This window comes from Actinoplanes subglobosus (assembly GCF_042650585.1).
Classification (GTDB): Bacteria; Actinomycetota; Actinomycetes; order Mycobacteriales; family Micromonosporaceae; genus Actinoplanes; species Actinoplanes subglobosus.
Genome location: NZ_JBHSBL010000007.1, coordinates 46,673 through 62,872 on the forward strand (window position 1 = coordinate 46,673; position 16,200 = coordinate 62,872).

A 16,200-nucleotide genomic window follows, 5' to 3' on the forward strand; every position below is an offset into this window, starting at 1 on the left:
GTAAGCACGCAGATGTTGGATCCGTCGACAGTGGGTGGGATGCGATGTCCGATTCAGTCCAACCGGTGGTCGTGATCCCGGAGGACACGACCGTGGAGCCGGGCGACTGGCAGTGGGGTGAGCAGGGCCGTGAGCTCGTGCGCCGTCTCCGGGCGTACGACCTGGACGTCCGGCATCGCGAGCTACCACCGGGGGCCGGTGAGAAAGGCCTGGCCACCGAGATCATCCTGGCGCTCGGCGCCTCCGGCACCATCGGAGCCGCCACCACCGTGCTACTCAACTGGCTGAACGGGCGCAGTACCCGGCGATTGACGCTGACCGTCGGCGAAGGGGCGACCGAACGCACCGTGCGGGTCGTGGGCGAAGGGCTCAGCGACAGCGCCATGCGGGCCGCCCTGGTCGCCGCCCTCGGCCGGCCGGACGGTGCTGAGGAGACGGCCGGCGAGGAGCCGTCCGCTCTGCCCGTCGCCGAGGGGTGATGACGCCCGGCCGCCGCTACCGCGCACTCCTGCTCGGCAACAGCGAGTTCCCCCGGGAGCCGGTTCAGCTGCCCGGACTCGCCGGTCCGCCGGCCGACGTGGAGCGCCTGCGGGAGGCTCTGACCGATCGGGAGTACGGCCTGCACCGCGCCGAGGACGTGATGGTGCGCCGCGACCTGGAGATCTCGCCCATGCGCGAGGAGATCGAGGTCTTCCTCGACGCCGGCCGGCCCGGTGACCAGCTGCTGGTCTTCTACTCGGGTCACGGATGGCGGGAGGAGGACGGCGAGCTGTACCTGTGCGCCCGTGACACCACCCGCCGGGCCATCCGGAGCACCACGCTGAGCGCTGCCGACCTGGCCGGTCAGATGCAGGCCAGCCGCGCTTCCGCCACGATCGTCGTGCTCGACTGCTGCAACTCCGGCAACTATCGGTTCAAGGGCCCGTCGCCGGTACGGGTGTTCGACGGCAGCGGTGTCGCCGCACTCACCAGCTCGCAGCCGGACCGGCCCAGCCGCGACGCGGTCGCGCCCGGCCGAACCAGCCAGTTCACCGGGCATCTGGTCGCCGGGCTCCGCGGGGCGGCCCGGGGGCGGGACGGTCATCTGCTGCTCAGCGACCTCTACGACTACGTGCACGAGCGGATGGCCGCCGAGGGGGCGATCCGGCCGACCTATCACAACCGGCTCGCCGGCCTGGTGGCCCTCGGCCGCACCCCCCGGACCGGTGGCTCCGTCACCGGGTCGAACCTGGTCGCCGACCAGCTGAAAGCGGCTCTCCGCCTGGAATCGGCCGATCGTGTGTCCGCGGTGCGGGCGCTACGGCGGCTGAGCGAACACGACAGTGGCTGGGGCACACTGGCGGCTCTCCGGCTCGGTGAGCTCGCCACCGCCGACGGCGACGACGCGACGGCCGTGCGCGCGTACGACCGGGTCCTGGCGAGCGGCGACCCGCGCTGGGCGGCCGAGGCCGCCTACCGGCGCGGTGTCCGGCTGGCGGCCATGGGTGAACCGGACCATGCCGCAGAGTCGTGGCGGCGGGCCGTCGAACTGGACGACCCGCGGTGGTCGTCGGCCGCGGCCCGGGAACTCGGGCGCCGGCTGTGCGGCGATCCGGCAACCGTGACGGCCGGGCTCGCCCACTATCGCCGGGCGCTCGTCGCCCTCGACGACCCCGGCCTCGCGCTGGAAGCCGGCGACGCCATGCGCGCGGCCGGACGGTACGACGAGGCACGCGCCGTCTACCGGCGCCTCGTCAGCCGGGCCGGCCGGCCCTGGTCGGTGATAGGCGCCGACCGGCAGGCCGGGCTACCGGCACCCGGGGCCGGGCGATCCTAGAGGTCGCGGGGCTGATGGAGGCCACGCCAGCTCGTGGCGGGGGTGAGGGGGACCGGAGCCGGGCGGTCGACGGTGGTGGTCAGGTCGATGCGGCGGCCCTCGGCGGCGGAGTGCAGCAGCGACGTCATGGCGTCCAGGACGTGCAGGGCCACGGTGCCGGACGCTCGCGGGGACGGAGACGTCAGCATGTCGAGCAGGCCGATTCCGCGGGACGCCTCGGCGTAACCCGCCGACGGCGGCAGGGTCTGCCAGCCGGGGGTGGTCAGGGTCGCCAGGCGGACGTCGCCGTCGAAACGATTGGGGTCGGGGACCGCGAGCGTGCCGGTCTCGCCGTGGACCTCGATCGGCGCGGCGGTGGTGCGGACCGCGTCGAAACTCGTCGTGATCGTGGACAGGGCGCCGCTCGCGTGATGCAGGACCCCGGTCACGTGGGTGTCGACGTCGACGGGGATCCGCTCGCCCGCGCGAGGACCGGAACCGATCACCCGGGACGGTCGCTGCCGGGATGCCGCGCCGGTGACGGCGACGATCGGGCCGAGCAGGTGGATCAGGGCGGTCAGGTAGTACGGGCCCATGTCGAGCAGTGGGCCGCCACCGGGGCGGTAGTAGAAGTCGGGATGATGGTGCCAGCGCTCGTGACCCGGTGTCGCCAGCACCGCGACCGCCGACAGTGGACGGCCGATCAGCCCGGCGTCGACGGCCGCGCGGGCGGTCTGCACGCCGGTTCCCAGGACCGTGTCGGGGGCGCAGCCGACGGCGATCCCGCGTGCGCCGGCCTGCTCCATCAGGGCTCGGGCGGTGGGCATGTCGGAGGTCAGCGGCTTCTCCCCGTACACCTGATGGCCGTTTTTGATCGCCAATGAAGCGATCTCCGCGTGCGCGGCCGGGACGGTGAGGTTGAGGATCGTCGCGAGGGAGTCGTCGCTCAGCAGATCGTCGGCCGGGAGCGCGCGGCAGCCGGGGAGGCCGGCGGCGACCGCCGCGGCACGCGTGGCGTCGAGATCGGCGACCGCCGCGATGGTCACCGCGGGATGGCCGCGCAGGGTCTCCAGGTAGGCGCCGGAGATCCAGCCGGTCCCTACGATGCCGATCCGGTGCGGCTCGCCCACAGCATGCCCCTTTCGATCACGGTACGGACGGACGGGTTCGCAAGAACGTCGAGGCTGTGCCCCGGTGTCGTGACGACGATCCGGCCCTCGCCCCACTGCCGGGTCCAGACGGCCGGCGAGGTGATCGGCCGGTGCCACGGATGCCACGGCCGCACGGGGTGGGTGGTCGTGGCGAGGACGTCGACGAGGTCGTCGTGCAGCACCCAGTACTGCTCGGTGGTCAGCTCGAAATCGGTCAGACCGGCGGTGATCGGATGCTCGCGGCCGAGCGCGGTGACGGCGACGGTGTGGGTCAGGAAGTTGTCGGTCTCGTCGCCGGCCCGGCAGCCCGGCTCCTTGCCGGGATGGGTGGCGAACTGTCCACCGACCAGCTGCAGATAGTCCGACGAGGCGCGGAACGAGTCGGCGATGCCACCGTGCCAGCCGGTGAACCCGGTGCCGGCCTCCACCGCGGCCCGCAGCCCGGCCAGTTCGTCCCGCTCGATCGACGACATCGTCACGCACTGCACGATCAGATCGGTTTCGGCCATGACGGCGCGGTCGGCATAGATCGCCGTCGACTCGGAGACGCGGACTTCGAAGCCGTGGGCGGTCAGGAACGGGAGGAACGTTTCGGTGGCCTCGACCGGACGGTGGCCTTCCCAGCCGCCGCGGACCACGAGAGCTTTGCCCATCCACCACGATTACCAGAGCGCTAGCCTGTGGGGCGAGATCGAAAGGACTATCGACGTGGCTCGTGTGGTGCCGGCGGTCATCCGCGCGCTCGACATCCTGGAACTGTTCCTGGACCGGCCGGAGATGTCGGCCCGTGAGGTGATCGAGCGGCTGGACCTGCCCCGGACGACCGTGCACGAGCTGCTGGTCACGCTGGTGGAGCGCTCGTACCTGGTCGCCGTCCCGGGCCAGCCGGTGCGGTACCGGCTCGGCATGCCGGTGTTCCAGCTCGGCTCGGCGTTCGCCGGGCGGCTCGACCTGGTCCGGGAGGCGCAGAGCGTCGCGCGGGACGTGGCCGCCGCGTGTGACGAGGCGGTGCATGTCGCCGTGCTCGACGGTGCCGAGGTCGTCTACCTGGTCAAGGTGGACAGCACGCACCCGGTGCGGATGGTCTCCGGGGTGGGGCTGCGGCTGCCGGCCCACTGCACGGCGGTCGGCAAGGTCCTGCTGGCCGGCCTCGACCGGGCCGGCCTGAACGCGGCGTTGTCGCATGGCCCGCTGACCGGCATGACGCCGGCGAGCATCACCGATCCGGACCGGTTGCGGGACCACCTGGACCGTGTCCGGGCCGAGGGGGTCGCGGTCGACGTGGGCGAGTCGGACGTGGCGATGCGCTGCGTCGCCGCGGGAATCCGGGACCATTCCGGCGCTGTCGTCGCCGCGATGAGCCTGTCGGCGCCGATGATCCGCTGGACCCCGCAGTCGCCGGCGGAGTGGACGGGGCTGGTGCGTGAGGGCGCGGCGACCCTGTCGGCCCGGATGGGGTTCCGCGCCGCGCGCCGGTAGTCCGGCGGCCCGCAATCTCATCGAAACATTGACATCCCTGACAGCCTTGCCCTAGCGTCGCGCTCACCCGAAACGGTATATCGAACAACGTTCGAAATTTCGAACAGGGGGTGCGGGTAATGGAAGCTGATCCGTTGTGGTCCCGTCGCGGATTTCTGGGGATGGGCGTGGGGGCGCTCGGCGCGGCCGCTCTGGCCGCGTGCGGGGACGGCTCCGGGTCAGCCTCCACGGCGCCGGGGGCGGAGGTTCCGAAAGCGTTGCTCGACGCCGCGGCACCACTGAAGGGCAGCTCGATGGGGATGCTGTCGCAGAAGCTGTACTCGACCGCGGCCAACGCGGCGCTCGACAGCGCGGTCAAGAAGTTCGCCGACGCCACCGGCACCACGATCCAGAACAGTCTGGTCCAGGCCGACGCGGGCGACGTGGTCGCCAAGATCGACGCGGAGGTCAAGGGCGGCGTGGCCCGCGACCTCGCGTTCATGACCGACTCGCGGTTCGTCGCGCAGTTCCACGCGCTGGGTGACCTGGAGGACGTGACCGACATCGTCACGGCGCTGACCGCCGTCTACGGCGAGCCCTGCGCGGAGGCCAAGAACTTCTGCGTCTTCGACGGTAAGTGGTTCGCGATCCCGTACCACTTCATCGGGATCGGATCGTTCCTGCGCAAGGACTGGATGCAGGAGAAGGGCATCACCCCGAAGGACGTCTACACCTGGGCGGAACTCCGGGACCTGTGCCTGGAGATCTCCGACCCGGCCAAGCGCCGGTTCGGCTGGGGCATGACGGTGAACCGGTCCGGCGACGGCAACGGCATGATCGAGGCGCTGATCAACTCCTACGGCGGGGCGATCGCCTCCGACGACGGCCGGAAGGTCACCTTCGACACCCCGGAGACCGTCCAGGCGGTCACCTTCCTCGGCGACGTCTACACCAATCCGAAGTACCAGGCGATGCTGCCACCCGGAGTGGACAGCTGGACCGACACCAGCAACAACGAGAACTGGCTGGCCGGAGTCCTCGGCTACACCCGCAACAGCTTCAGCGTCTACGCCGACTCCAAGACCAAGAAGAATCCGGTGTACGGCAACACGCACGCCTTCTCCGACTGCATCGGCCCGGCCACCGACAGATCGCTGCTGCTCGGCCAGTCCCAGGGATTCGTGGTCTTCAAGGGCGCGAAGAACGGCACCCTCGGCAAGCTGCTGGCGCAGTACCTGGTCAGCGCGCCGGCCCTGATCGGCGTGGCCAAGGAGGCACCCGGCCTGGCGATGCCCGCCTGGGAGAAGGTCTGGGACGCCGACCCGTTCTTCACCAGCGGCGACCCGGCCTTCCCGATGCTGCGCACGATGTCCCAGCAGACACTGCCGCTGCCCACGAAGAACGGCCTGTCGTTCCCGCAGAAGGCCAGCGCCGGGCAGCAGGCCGTCGTCGCCGCCTACGTCCTGACCGACATGATGCAGCAGGTCGTGCAGGGTGCCGCGCCCGCACAGGCGGTCACCGCCGCGCACGCCGCGATGGTGCGGATCTTCACCCAGCAGGGGCTGCCACAGTGAGACCGGTCCGGACCGGCTCGCTGACCCCGGTCCAGCGGCGGCTGGGCCGGGACTGGCGGCTCGCGGTGCTGTTCCTGGCACCCACCGCGCTGCTGGTCGGTGCGCTCGTCCTCGTCCCGATCGTCCAGTCGATGATCACCAGCACCACGGTGCGGCACGGGGCACAGAGTGTCTTCGTCGGTCTCGACAACTACCGGGCACTTCCCGGTGACCGCCAGTTCCGTACCGGCGTGGTGAACTCGTTCGTCTTCACCGCGTACGCCGAGGTGTTCAAGGTGGTGCTGGGCCTGTCCGCGGCCCTGCTGCTGCACCGCCTGCGCCGCGGCCGGGCCCTGATCACCGGCCTGCTGCTGGTGCCGTGGGTGGTGCCGACGGTCGTCACCGCGTTCAGCTGGCGCGCCCTGCTCGACCCGATCTTCGGCAGCGTCAACACGCTGCTCACCGACTCGGGGATCGGCCCGCTGCTGGCCTCCGCGCATCTGGTCGACAGCTGGCCCGCCGGCTGGCTGTCCGACCCGGCCCTGGCCATGCCGTCGGTGATCCTGGTCAACGTGTGGAAGGGCGTGCCGTTCTTCACCGTCTGCTTCCTCGCCGGGCTCAAGGCCATCCCCGCCGAGCTGTACGAGGCCGCCACCATCGACGGCGGCTCCCCGCTGCAGCAGTTCCGGCACGTGACCCTGCCCGGTCTGCGCCACGTGATCACCGTGACGGTGACCCTGTCGTCGATCTGGACGTTCAACAACTTCGACCTGATCTGGCTGCTCACCCAGGGCGGGCCGGGCGAGGTGACCGCGCCGTACGTGCTGGTCGCCTACTCGAAGGCGATCCTGCAGCTCCAGTACGGCGCCGGGGCCGCCGTCACCCTGGTCATGCTGCCGATCATCGCCGGACTGGTGTTCGTCCTGGTCCGGCTGCTGCGCGAGGACCCCGGGAACCGGCCGCAGCGGTGGACCGGGCCGGCCCGCCGGGCCCTGCCCTGGGCCGTCACGGCGCTCGTCACCGGTCTGCTGTTCCTGGCGTCACCGGAGATCTTCTGGAAGGCGGCACTGGCCCTCGCGGTGATCCTGCTGGTCGCGGCGGTGCTGTCGAGGGTGGCGGCCGGTGTCGCGCTGGCCGGGCTGCTCGCCTTCGTGCTCGGCCCGATGTACTGGATCCTGGTGACCGCGTTCAAGTCGGAGACCCAGGTCGTCATGCGCGACAACGACCTGTGGCCGACGCCGTGGACCCTCGACCAGTTCGGCGCCCTGTTCACCACCCAGCCGTTCGGCCGCTGGTACCTCAACACGATCATGGTGTCGGCCGCGTCCACCGCGGTGGCGCTGATCTGCGCGGCCCTCGGCGGTTACGCCCTGGCCCGGCTGCGGTTCCGCGGTGCCCAGGGTTTCACCGTCACGGTGCTGCTCACCTACGTGATGCCCGGCGCGCTGCTGTTCATCCCGCTCTACCAGCTGCTCATCGAGACCCGGCTGACCGACTCGCTGTGGTCGCTGGTGGTGACGTACCCGACGTTCACGCTGCCGTTCGCGATGTGGCTGCTGACCGGCTATTTCGCGTCGATCCCGGTCGACCTGGAGGAGGCGGCACTGGTCGACGGCAGCACCCGCGTCCAGGCCTTCCGCCGGGTGGTCCTGCCGCTGGCCAGACCGGGTCTGCTGGCGGTCGCGCTGTTCACGCTCACCAACGCGTGGAACGAGTTCCTGTTCGCCTTCGTGTTCATCACCAAGGACGAGTACAAGACGCTGCCCGTCGGGATGCAGTCGATGATCGCCGGCGACGTCGTGCCGCAGGGCCAGCTCGCGGCGGCATCCCTGCTGGTCAGCATCCCGGTCGTGGTCATGTACGCCTTCGGGCAGCGCTTCCTCACCGAAGGGCTCACCGCCGGGGCGGTGAAAGGATGAGATCAACTTCCCGATCTCCAGTACGGGGTACGCAGCCCCGTGCCGACCCGGGCGGTGAACAACCGGCCGGACGACGGATGACGGGCCAGGTCACCGGGGGACAGGTCCTGGGTGGCCGTCGTGATGACCAGGACGTCCAGCTCCGGCCCGGCGAACGCGACACTCGACGTGTGCGGGGCATCCACCTCGACCACCGCGAGCAGCTCCCCCTCGGCCGACCGGCACTCGACCCGGCCGCCACCCCAGACCGCCAGCCACAGGTTGCCGGCGGCGTCCACGCACAGGCCGTCCGGATATCCGTCCGCGACGGTGAACAGCACCGACCGGGCGCCGTCCGGATAGTCACGCACGTAAACCGTGCGGCTGAGCGTGTCGACGCTGTAGAAACGGTCACCCGCCGGGCTCCAGGCCAGCCCGTTGGAGAGCGTCAGGTCGTCGTCGATCACCGTGCAGCCGCCGCCCTCGAACCGGACCAGCACCTCCCGGTCGTTGCCGAGACTGCCGACCAGGAACCGGCCGTCCGGATCCACCGCGCCGTCGTTCAACCGGCCCGGCGATCCCTCCGGCAGCACACGCGCCAGTGGCGTACGCCTGCCGTCGGTGTGCACCCGGGTCAGCGTCTCCCGCTGGGCCACCAGCAGATCACCGGTCTCGGCCACCGCGACGGCGCCCACACTCTGCTCGAAGGACCAGACGCCGGTCGTCACGATCCGGCCGTCCGCACCGAGCCGGCCCTCGTGCACGTCACCGGCCATGATGTCGACCCAGAGCAGGCGCTGCCGGGCGGCATCCCACACCGGGCCCTCACCGAGGAGGAAACCGGCGTCGCTCGCCACCCGCGAGACGTGTCGCGTGATCATGGCCGCTCCGTTGCGAAGTCGTGTCCGTCGATGAAAGCGTAGTGACTCCGGAGGTCGACGATGCAGCCGAGACGCAGCGCCCAGTGGTACGCCGGTGACGACCGCAACAGCTACATCCATCGTGCCTGGATGCGCCGCGGCCTGCCGGCCGACGCGTTCGACGGGCGCCCGCACATCGCGATGGCCAACACCGCCTCCGACCTGACGCCCTGCAACGCCCACCTCGACGAGGTCGCCCGCAGCGTCGCCGCCGGCATCCAGCAGGCCGGTGGCATCCCGCTCAACCTGCCCGTCGTGTCGATCGGCGAGACACAGGTCCGGCCCACCGCGATGCTGTGGCGCAACATGGCCGCCATGGCGATCGAGGAGATGCTGCGCGCCAACCCGATCGACGGCGTGGTCCTGCTCGGCGGCTGTGACAAGACCATTCCGGCGCTGCTGATGGCCGCCGCGTCGGTCGACCTGCCGGCCGTCGTGGTCCCCGGCGGCCCGATGCTCACCGGCACGTTCCGTGGCGTGCCGCTCGGCTGCGGCACCGACGTGTGGAAACTCTCCGAGGAGGTCCGGGCCGGCACGCTCGGCGCCGCCGAGTTCCAGCGTTCCGAATCGTCGATGATCAGGAGCAAGGGCCACTGCAACACGATGGGTACGGCGTCGACGATGGGCCTGCTCGCCGAGGTGCTCGGCATGACGTTGCCCGGTGTGGCCGGCACCCCCGCCCCCGACAGCCGCCTGCTCGAAGCCGCCCACGCCACCGGTGTCCTCGCCGTCGGGCTCGCCGACCGGCAGCTCCGCCCCAGCGCCGTGATGACCCGCGGCTCGTTCCGCAACGCGATCGTCGCGCTCGCCGCACTGGGCGGCTCCACCAACGCGGTCGTGCACCTGCTCGCCATCGCCGGGCGGCTCGGGGTGCCACTCACCCAGGACGACTTCGACGACGTCGGCGCCGGGGTCCCGCTGCTGGTGGACCTCCTGCCGGCCGGCCGGTTCCTGATGGACGACCTGTACCGGGCCGGCGGTCTGCACGCCGTGCTCGCCGAGGTCCGTGACCTGCTCGACCCGGAACCGATCACGGTCAGCGGCCGGCCGCTCGTCGACCACCTCGGCTCCGCGCAGGTCTACGACCGCGAGGTCATCCGGCCCCGCGCCGACCCGTTGCGGCCGCACGCCGGGATCGCCGTCCTCTACGGCAACCTCGCCCCCGGCGGGGCGCTCGTCAAACCCGCCGCCGCGTCACCCCACCTGCTGCGGCACCGGGGGCCGGCCGTCGTCTTCGACTCCGTCGAGGACCTGAACGCCCGCCTCGACGATCCCGACCTCGACGTCACCGCCGACTCGGTGCTGGTGCTGCGCGGGTGCGGGCCCCGGGGCTATCCCGGCATGCCGGAGGTGTCCAACATGCCGTTGCCGGCGAAACTTCTCGAACAGGGGGTACGCGACATGGTGCGCGTCTGCGACGGGCGGATGTCGGGTACGGCGTACGGCACCGTGGTCCTGCATGTCGCCCCGGAAGCCGCGGCGGGCGGACCGCTCGCCAAGGTCCGCACCGGCGACATGATCGTCCTCGACGTCGCCGGCCGCCGCCTGGACGCCGACGTCCCCGCCGCCGAGTGGGAGGCCCGCGAGCCGTCGCCGGAGGCGGCGAAAGCCTACGCGTCGCCCACCCGCGGCTGGGAGCGCCTCTACATCGACACCGTCGGTCAGGCCAACACCGGCGCCGACTGCGATTTCCTGCTCGGCGCCAGCGGCGACAACGTCTCCAGGGAATCCCACTGACCACCGGTCGACGGCGACACGAACTTGTAGCCCACCTGCCGAACCGTGCCGATCATCGTCTCGCAGCGGGGCCCCAGCTTGGCCCGCAGCCGGCGGATGTGCACGTCGACGGTGCGGGTGCCGCCGAAGTAGTCGTAGCCCCACACCTCCCGCAGCAGCTGATCGCGGCTGAACACCCGGCCCGGATGCTGAGCGAGATACCGCAGGAGCTCGAACTCCTTGTACGTCAGCGCCAGCGCCTCACCACCCAGCCGGGTCGTGTAACTGTGCGGGTCGATGCTCAGATCCCCGATCCGGATCGTCTCGTCCCCGCCGGTGCTGTCCGCCCCCTGCCGGGCCACCTGCATGGTCAGCCGGGCGGCGACCTCAGCCGGCCCGGAGGTGGTCAGGATGAAGTCGTCGATGCACCAGTCCGCACCGACCGCGACCAGGCCGGACTCCCGGACCAGCGCGATCAGCGGCACGGTCAGCCCTTTCGCCCGCAGCCCCCGGCAGACCGCGCGGGCCTGGCTGAGGTCGGTGCCCGCGTCGACCAGGACAGCGGCCCGCTGCGGGTCCTTGGCGGCCTCCGTCCCCCTGGTCAGAGGAGCGACCTGAACGGTGTACGGCAGCAGATCCAGCGCCGGCAGCACATCGACGTGGTCATCGGTCAGCAGGAGAAGATTCACGACCTGCTCCTTTCGCGACGGGGAAACCTGGCACGAAGCTAACCGCGAACTGTTTCCACCTGATATCGCGCAGATTCCACACGCCCGGCCAAGCAGGAGTCCCCGCGGTGGCGCCGACGAGATTGAACCGCCTGGCGTCGCATGCGGTACTGGGAATCGAGACGATGCGAAGCCAGGTCGGTGCCGAGACGGGGATTTCCGATGTTCGATGATCGTTTGGAGGCTCTGACCGGCCTCAGGGACGACGGTGAGGCCCTGCTGCGCCGGGCGCGGTCAGCGGCGCGCGCCCCGGGTGAGGCGGGATCCGACCCGACCGGATCGGTGACCGTGACGCTCGACGAGAACGGGCGGGTCGCCGCCGTCTCGGTCGCGAACCGGTGGCGATCGCACCTGGTGGGCGCCGGGTTAGGGGAGGCCGTCGCCGAAGCGGTGCGGGACGCCTCGGTGCGACGACTGGCCGCGTGGTCCCAGGCGTATTGCGAACCCGTCGTGCACGAGCCGGTGCCCTCGACGGGTGAGTTCCACCAGCGGCTGGAGTCGATCACGTCCACTCGGATATCCGGTGCCGAGCGGGAAGCCGCTCTGGTGGCGTTGCTCCGGGTGGTCGAGTCGATCGAGCAGGGGCTCGACGAGGTTTCCGGCAGGATGCGACAGACTCTGGACGCGACGCACATCGGCCACAGCCCACACCGCGAGGTGACCGTGGAGTTGACCGGGAGCGGCGATGTCGTGGCGGTGCGGCTCAGGCGTTCCTGGGTGGAGGACGCCCACGAGGCCAACATCGCCCGGCAGGTCATCGCGGCGTTCCGGGCGGCGTACGAGCAGGTTGCCACACATGGGGTGCAGCGGTTGATCGCCGACAGCCCGCTCGGAGAGGCGCAGTGGGTGATGCAGGATCCGTTCGGATTCGCCCGCCGGTTCGGGATGGCCGGCTGATGACGCTGAAGGCCGCATTGGACGCGCTGCACCGTGACGCCGCCTCGTGGGAGCAGGTCGCGGCGGTGACACGGCAGGCCGCACAGGAGGCCGGCCGCTTGACGCTGGGGCCTGCAGAGCTGTCCTGGGCGTCGCTGCCGAGCGGCCTGCTGGACACCTACGCCGAACTCCAGCGCAAGGTCGTGACCCTGTTGGACGAGGCGAGCGAGGTGTACAGCGGATTGAGCGTCAAGCTCGACAGGGTCGCCTACGAGTACGAGACGAACAACGACCGAGCCGCCCGGGAACTGGAGGGAGTGTGGGAAGTCCGTGAGTAGCACCGAGGCCGTCCTGATCGAGCGCATCAACTCGACCATCACCCGTATCGACGCCAAGACCGTCGAGCTGCAGACTTCGATCGACGACAAGATGGCGTACGTCCCCTCGCCCTTGCGGTCCGGCATCCGCCAGGGCTGGGACGAGTTCTGCGCGTTCATGCAGCGCATCTGGGACAACCTGACGACGATCCTGTCCAACATGGGCTCGCTGTCGGCGCTGTCGGCGACCGCGCAGGCCTGGAGCGACCGGGTCGGTGTACCGGTCAGCGGTCAGGTGCAGGCCGCCGACGCCGGGCTGCTCACCGTCGACACCAACTGGGACGGGGAGGCCGCGGACGCCTACCGGCAGATGCTGCCGTTGCAGAAGACGGCGCTGGAGAAGGTCAAGACGACCCTCACCGACGGCCTTGCCACGGCTCTGGATCAGGTGCACAACGGCGTCTTCCTCTTCTGGACCGGACTGGCCGGGGCACTGGCCGCGCTGGCGGTGGGGCTTGTCGGCGCGATCGCTTCCAGCGCCACGATTCTCGGCCTGCCGGCGGCGCCGTTCATCGCGGCCGGCGCCGCGGTGACGGCTTCGATCGCATTGATCGTCGGCTGCGAGACCCTCAAGCGGGCATGCACCTCGGCCAACACGACACTGCGGCAGAAGTTCGATGACACCGGCTTCTTCCGGGGACACTGGCCGCCGGCAGGTACGGCATGACGGCCGCCCGGGCCGAGCGGGCCGGAAACGTACTGCTCGTCGTCCTGATCGTGGTGGTGGTGCTGGCCGAATGCCTTCTCGCCCTGCTCGGCGCGACGGCGTGGGAGGGCGGCCGGGACGGCAGTTTCACGCCCGAGAACGCCATGCCGTTCACCGTGATGGGTGTGTCCGCCGTGATCGGTGTCGTGCTGGCGCTGCTGGCGCTGATCGCTCTGCTGCGCGGCCGGCATGGCCACGGCCTCGCCCGTGTCACGGCCAACCTGGCGTGGCTGCGGCTGGGTGGCGTGATTCTCGTGCTGGGCATCGGCGCGCTGACGTACGGCGCCGCGGTGGCCTCGGTCTTCCCTGCGTTCGGCGTCGTGCTGGCCCTGGGCGATGCGGCCGGTGGGCTGATCGTCGCCGGGGCGGCGGTCCGCCGGACCCGCGATGGGTGAACCGATCGTCGCCGCCGGTGGCCTGCTCTGCCTGGTCATGGTGGTGTTCGTCGGCGCGATCGCGATGGCCCGGCGTCGCCGTGACCGGAGAGAACATCAGCGGTGGCGGTACTGGGCCGACCGGCACGGGTGGACCGTCGGCATCCGGCCCCGGGTCGGCTGGAGCCGGCAGGTGCCCGGTGAGGTTCGCCTGGCGGTGTCCGGTGTGCTGGACGGCCGGCACGTCACGGTGGCGGAGTGCGCGGTCACCGACGCCGACACGAACACCACGTTCTTCGTGGCCACCGTGGCTGTGCTGCGGAGAGCGCTGCCGGACGTCGAGGTGGAGCCGCGCTCGACGGTGTCCCGTTGGCTCGGCACCGGGCTGAGGACCGGAAGGGCCGACTTCGACGACGCTTTCCGGATCCGTACGGCCGACATCCGCTGGCTTCCCGTGGCGCTGATCGAGGCGCAGGTCGCTGGGGCCCTTCCGGCGGCGTGGAGTGTTCGTGGCAACCACCTGGCCGTCGTGCGGCGCGGGCGTCTCGATCCGGGGCAGGTAGTGCACGAGGCCGCCCGGTCGCTGCCGCTGGCCGCGCTGCTGGACCCTTCCACGCCGTCACCGGCACAGTGGGCGGGTGGGGGTCTCTAGGCTGGGGGCATGAAGGTTCTGTCCATCCAGTCGGCGGTGGCCCACGGGCATGTCGGCAACTCCGCGGCTGTGTTTCCGCTGCAGCGCATCGGTGTCGAGGTCGTGCCGGTCCATACCGTCAACTTCTCCAACCACACGGGGTACGGGGCCTGGCGCGGCCCGCTCATCCCGCCGCCGGATGTGGCGGAGATCCTGGTCGGGGTGGAGGAGCGTGGGGTCTTTCCGCAGATCGACGCCGTGCTGTCCGGGTATCAGGGTGGGGTGGGCATCGCCGACGTCATCATCGACGCGGTGCGCCGGGTCAAGGCGGCCAACCCGTCGGCGGTCTACGCCTGTGACCCGGTCATGGGTAACGCCAAGTCGGGGTGTTTCGTGGCCCCCGAGATCCCGGTGCTGCTGCGGGACAGGGTCGTGCCGGTGGCCGACATCATCACGCCCAACCAGTTCGAGCTCGGGTTCCTGACCGGTACCGAGCCGGCCGACCTGGATTCGACGCTGGCGTCGGCCGATCTCGCGCGGGGGATGGGGCCGTCGACGGTGCTCGTCACCAGTGTGGAACGGCCGGACCGGGCCGAGGGCACGATCGAGATGCTGGTCGTGGACCCGGCCGGGGCGTGGATCGTGAGCACCCCGCATCTGCCGTTCAAGGCCAACGGGTCCGGGGACGTCACGGCGGCCCTGTTCACCGCCCACTACGTGCGGACCGGGGATGCGGCGGTGGCGTTGGAACGTACCGCGTCCAGCGTCTTTGATCTGATCGATCTGACCTATCGGTCGGGGGAGCGGGAGTTGCGGCTGGTGCAGGCGCAGGAGTTCTATGCGGACCCGCGGATGCAGTTCAACGCCGAGAAGGTGCGCTGAGCGGTTCCATAAGGCCGGTATCAGGGGTTCTTTGAGTTATTGACACATGTAAATATCTGATGGGACGGTGCCTACGCCAGGAACACCGGCGTAGGCGTGCCGTCGACCCGTCATGCCCCGCCGCCACCAGTGCGGCAGGCCGTGCACGGCTGCCGCCCCGCAGTGAGGGGAACCTTCATGCGCTTCCGACGGGCATCAGCAATCGGCGTGGCCGCGCTCGCCGCGATCGCCGGCATCCTGACCGGGCCGGCCGCCCCGGCCCAGGCTGCCGCCGCACCGGCGCCGGTCGCCGTCGCGGTGACGCTGGCCAACACCATCGCGCTGAGCAACTGCTCGGCCTCGCTCGTCCGGTTCCCCTCCTCGGTCGGCACCGACAGCGCGATGATGCTCACCAACGGGCACTGCTACGAGGGTGGGTTCATCGCCGCCGGCCGGGTGATCCAGAACGTCTCCAGCACCCGCACCGGCACGCTGCTGAACAGCTCCGGCGGCTCGGTCGTCCGGGTCCGGGCCAACCGGGTCCTCTACGGGACGATGACCGGCAGCGACGTCCTGCTCTACCGGCTCAACACCACCTTCGCGGCGCTGTCCTCGTCGTACGGCGCCGTTCCGTTGACCATCTCGGCCGCGCACCCGACCGCCGGCACCGGGATCGGGATCCCCTCGGGCTACTGGAAGCGGGTCTGGAACTGCTCCATCGACGGCTTCGTGAACACGCTGCGCGAGGACACCTGGACCTGGAAGGACTCGATCCGCTACAACACCGGGTGCGACACGATCGGCGGCACCTCCGGCTCGCCGATCGTCAGCACCGTCACCGGTGAGCTGGTCGGTATCAACAACACCAGCAACGAGGACGGCGCGCGCTGCACGCTGAACAACCCGTGCGAGGTCGACGCGGCCGGCAACGTGACAGTGCTGTCGGGTCGCAGCTACGGCCAGCAGACCTACTGGTTCACCACCTGCCTCAACTCCAGCCGCACCATCGACCTGACCGTCTCCGGCTGTCTGCTCACCAAGCCCTGATCGTTTCGCGGAACCCGGACCGGTTCGTACCGGTCCGGGTTCCGGAACCGATGATGACCTGCTATTTCCGGCATTGCGTTACATCTGTCCTTGTGGGGTGCGAGAACGC

17 protein-coding genes are annotated in these 16,200 nt (G+C 70.5%); 13 read left to right on the forward strand and 4 right to left on the reverse strand.

Annotated features, from left to right (window positions below; all coding sequences use genetic code 11):
- Positions 1-44 precede the first annotated feature (44 nt).
- Both ACFO0C_RS09120 and ACFO0C_RS09125 read left to right on the forward strand, forming a co-directional pair.
- Entirely contained in the window at positions 45-479 is a 435-nt protein-coding gene (locus tag ACFO0C_RS09120; RefSeq protein ID WP_378066125.1) for an effector-associated constant component EACC1, read from the forward strand.
- Complete coding sequence (locus ACFO0C_RS09125; RefSeq protein WP_378066126.1) at positions 479-1,816, forward strand: caspase, EACC1-associated type; 1,338 nt, start codon at positions 479-481, stop codon at positions 1,814-1,816. Before ACFO0C_RS09120 ends, ACFO0C_RS09125 begins: the two co-directional genes overlap by 1 nt.
- Here the strand turns inward: ACFO0C_RS09125 and ACFO0C_RS09130 are convergent.
- Both ACFO0C_RS09130 and ACFO0C_RS09135 read right to left on the reverse strand, forming a co-directional pair.
- The gene (locus ACFO0C_RS09130) at positions 1,813-2,925 is read right to left on the reverse strand and encodes a Gfo/Idh/MocA family protein (RefSeq protein WP_378066127.1); all 1,113 of its coding nucleotides are present in this window, start codon (positions 2,923-2,925) and stop codon (positions 1,813-1,815) included. The two genes, ACFO0C_RS09125 and ACFO0C_RS09130, sit on opposite strands and share 4 nt — an antisense overlap.
- Positions 2,895-3,599 (reverse strand): ThuA domain-containing protein, encoded by a 705-nt coding sequence (locus tag ACFO0C_RS09135; protein WP_378066128.1) that lies wholly within the window; start codon positions 3,597-3,599, stop codon positions 2,895-2,897. Before ACFO0C_RS09135 ends, ACFO0C_RS09130 begins: the two co-directional genes overlap by 31 nt.
- A gap of 55 nt (positions 3,600-3,654) precedes the next feature.
- Between ACFO0C_RS09135 and ACFO0C_RS09140 the strand changes: the two genes are divergently transcribed.
- The 3 genes from ACFO0C_RS09140 (at position 3,655) to ACFO0C_RS09150 (ending at position 7,876) form a co-directional block, all read left to right on the forward strand.
- Positions 3,655-4,425 (forward strand): IclR family transcriptional regulator, encoded by a 771-nt coding sequence (locus tag ACFO0C_RS09140; protein WP_378066129.1) that lies wholly within the window; start codon positions 3,655-3,657, stop codon positions 4,423-4,425.
- A 119-nt stretch (positions 4,426-4,544) separates the two neighbouring features.
- Positions 4,545-5,978 carry an extracellular solute-binding protein gene (locus ACFO0C_RS09145; protein ID WP_378066130.1) on the forward strand — a complete coding sequence of 478 codons (1,434 nt, stop codon included), beginning with the start codon at positions 4,545-4,547 and terminating at the stop codon, positions 5,976-5,978.
- Positions 5,975-7,876, forward strand: coding sequence for an ABC transporter permease (locus ACFO0C_RS09150; protein WP_378066131.1), 1,902 nt, complete (start codon positions 5,975-5,977; stop codon positions 7,874-7,876). The genes ACFO0C_RS09145 and ACFO0C_RS09150 overlap by 4 nt, the downstream gene beginning before the upstream one ends.
- 2 nt (positions 7,877-7,878) lie before the next feature.
- On the opposite strand, the gene ACFO0C_RS09155 is transcribed toward ACFO0C_RS09150, so the two are convergent.
- Positions 7,879-8,736, reverse strand: a complete 858-nt coding sequence (locus tag ACFO0C_RS09155; RefSeq protein WP_378066132.1) for an SMP-30/gluconolactonase/LRE family protein — start codon at positions 8,734-8,736, stop codon at positions 7,879-7,881.
- 60 nt (positions 8,737-8,796) lie between these two features.
- Between ACFO0C_RS09155 and ACFO0C_RS09160 the strand changes: the two genes are divergently transcribed.
- The gene (locus tag ACFO0C_RS09160; RefSeq protein WP_378066133.1) at positions 8,797-10,512 is read left to right on the forward strand and encodes a dihydroxy-acid dehydratase; all 1,716 of its coding nucleotides are present in this window, start codon (positions 8,797-8,799) and stop codon (positions 10,510-10,512) included.
- On the opposite strand, the gene ACFO0C_RS09165 is transcribed toward ACFO0C_RS09160, so the two are convergent.
- The gene (locus ACFO0C_RS09165; protein WP_378066134.1) at positions 10,437-11,180 is read right to left on the reverse strand and encodes a winged helix-turn-helix transcriptional regulator; all 744 of its coding nucleotides are present in this window, start codon (positions 11,178-11,180) and stop codon (positions 10,437-10,439) included. The two genes, ACFO0C_RS09160 and ACFO0C_RS09165, sit on opposite strands and share 76 nt — an antisense overlap.
- A gap of 201 nt (positions 11,181-11,381) precedes the next feature.
- Here ACFO0C_RS09165 and ACFO0C_RS09170 point away from each other — a divergent pair, with 201 nt between their 5' ends.
- From ACFO0C_RS09170 to ACFO0C_RS09200, 7 genes are all read left to right on the forward strand, one after another.
- Entirely contained in the window at positions 11,382-12,116 is a 735-nt protein-coding gene (locus ACFO0C_RS09170; protein ID WP_378066135.1) for a hypothetical protein, read from the forward strand.
- Positions 12,116-12,433 carry a hypothetical protein gene (locus tag ACFO0C_RS09175; protein WP_378066136.1) on the forward strand — a complete coding sequence of 106 codons (318 nt, stop codon included), beginning with the start codon at positions 12,116-12,118 and terminating at the stop codon, positions 12,431-12,433. Before ACFO0C_RS09170 ends, ACFO0C_RS09175 begins: the two co-directional genes overlap by 1 nt.
- A complete protein-coding gene (locus ACFO0C_RS09180) occupies positions 12,426-13,139 on the forward strand; it encodes a WXG100 family type VII secretion target (RefSeq protein ID WP_378066137.1) in 714 nt (237 codons plus the stop codon). Before ACFO0C_RS09175 ends, ACFO0C_RS09180 begins: the two co-directional genes overlap by 8 nt.
- Positions 13,136-13,573, forward strand: coding sequence for a hypothetical protein (locus tag ACFO0C_RS09185; protein ID WP_378066138.1), 438 nt, complete (start codon positions 13,136-13,138; stop codon positions 13,571-13,573). The genes ACFO0C_RS09180 and ACFO0C_RS09185 overlap by 4 nt, the downstream gene beginning before the upstream one ends.
- Complete coding sequence (locus ACFO0C_RS09190; protein ID WP_378066139.1) at positions 13,566-14,204, forward strand: hypothetical protein; 639 nt, start codon at positions 13,566-13,568, stop codon at positions 14,202-14,204. The genes ACFO0C_RS09185 and ACFO0C_RS09190 overlap by 8 nt, the downstream gene beginning before the upstream one ends.
- 9 nt (positions 14,205-14,213) lie before the next feature.
- A complete protein-coding gene (gene pdxY / locus ACFO0C_RS09195; RefSeq protein ID WP_378066140.1) occupies positions 14,214-15,065 on the forward strand; it encodes a pyridoxal kinase PdxY in 852 nt (283 codons plus the stop codon).
- Between the two features lie 177 nt (positions 15,066-15,242).
- Positions 15,243-16,091, forward strand: coding sequence for a trypsin-like peptidase domain-containing protein (locus ACFO0C_RS09200; protein ID WP_378066141.1), 849 nt, complete (start codon positions 15,243-15,245; stop codon positions 16,089-16,091).
- Positions 16,092-16,200 lie beyond the last annotated feature (109 nt).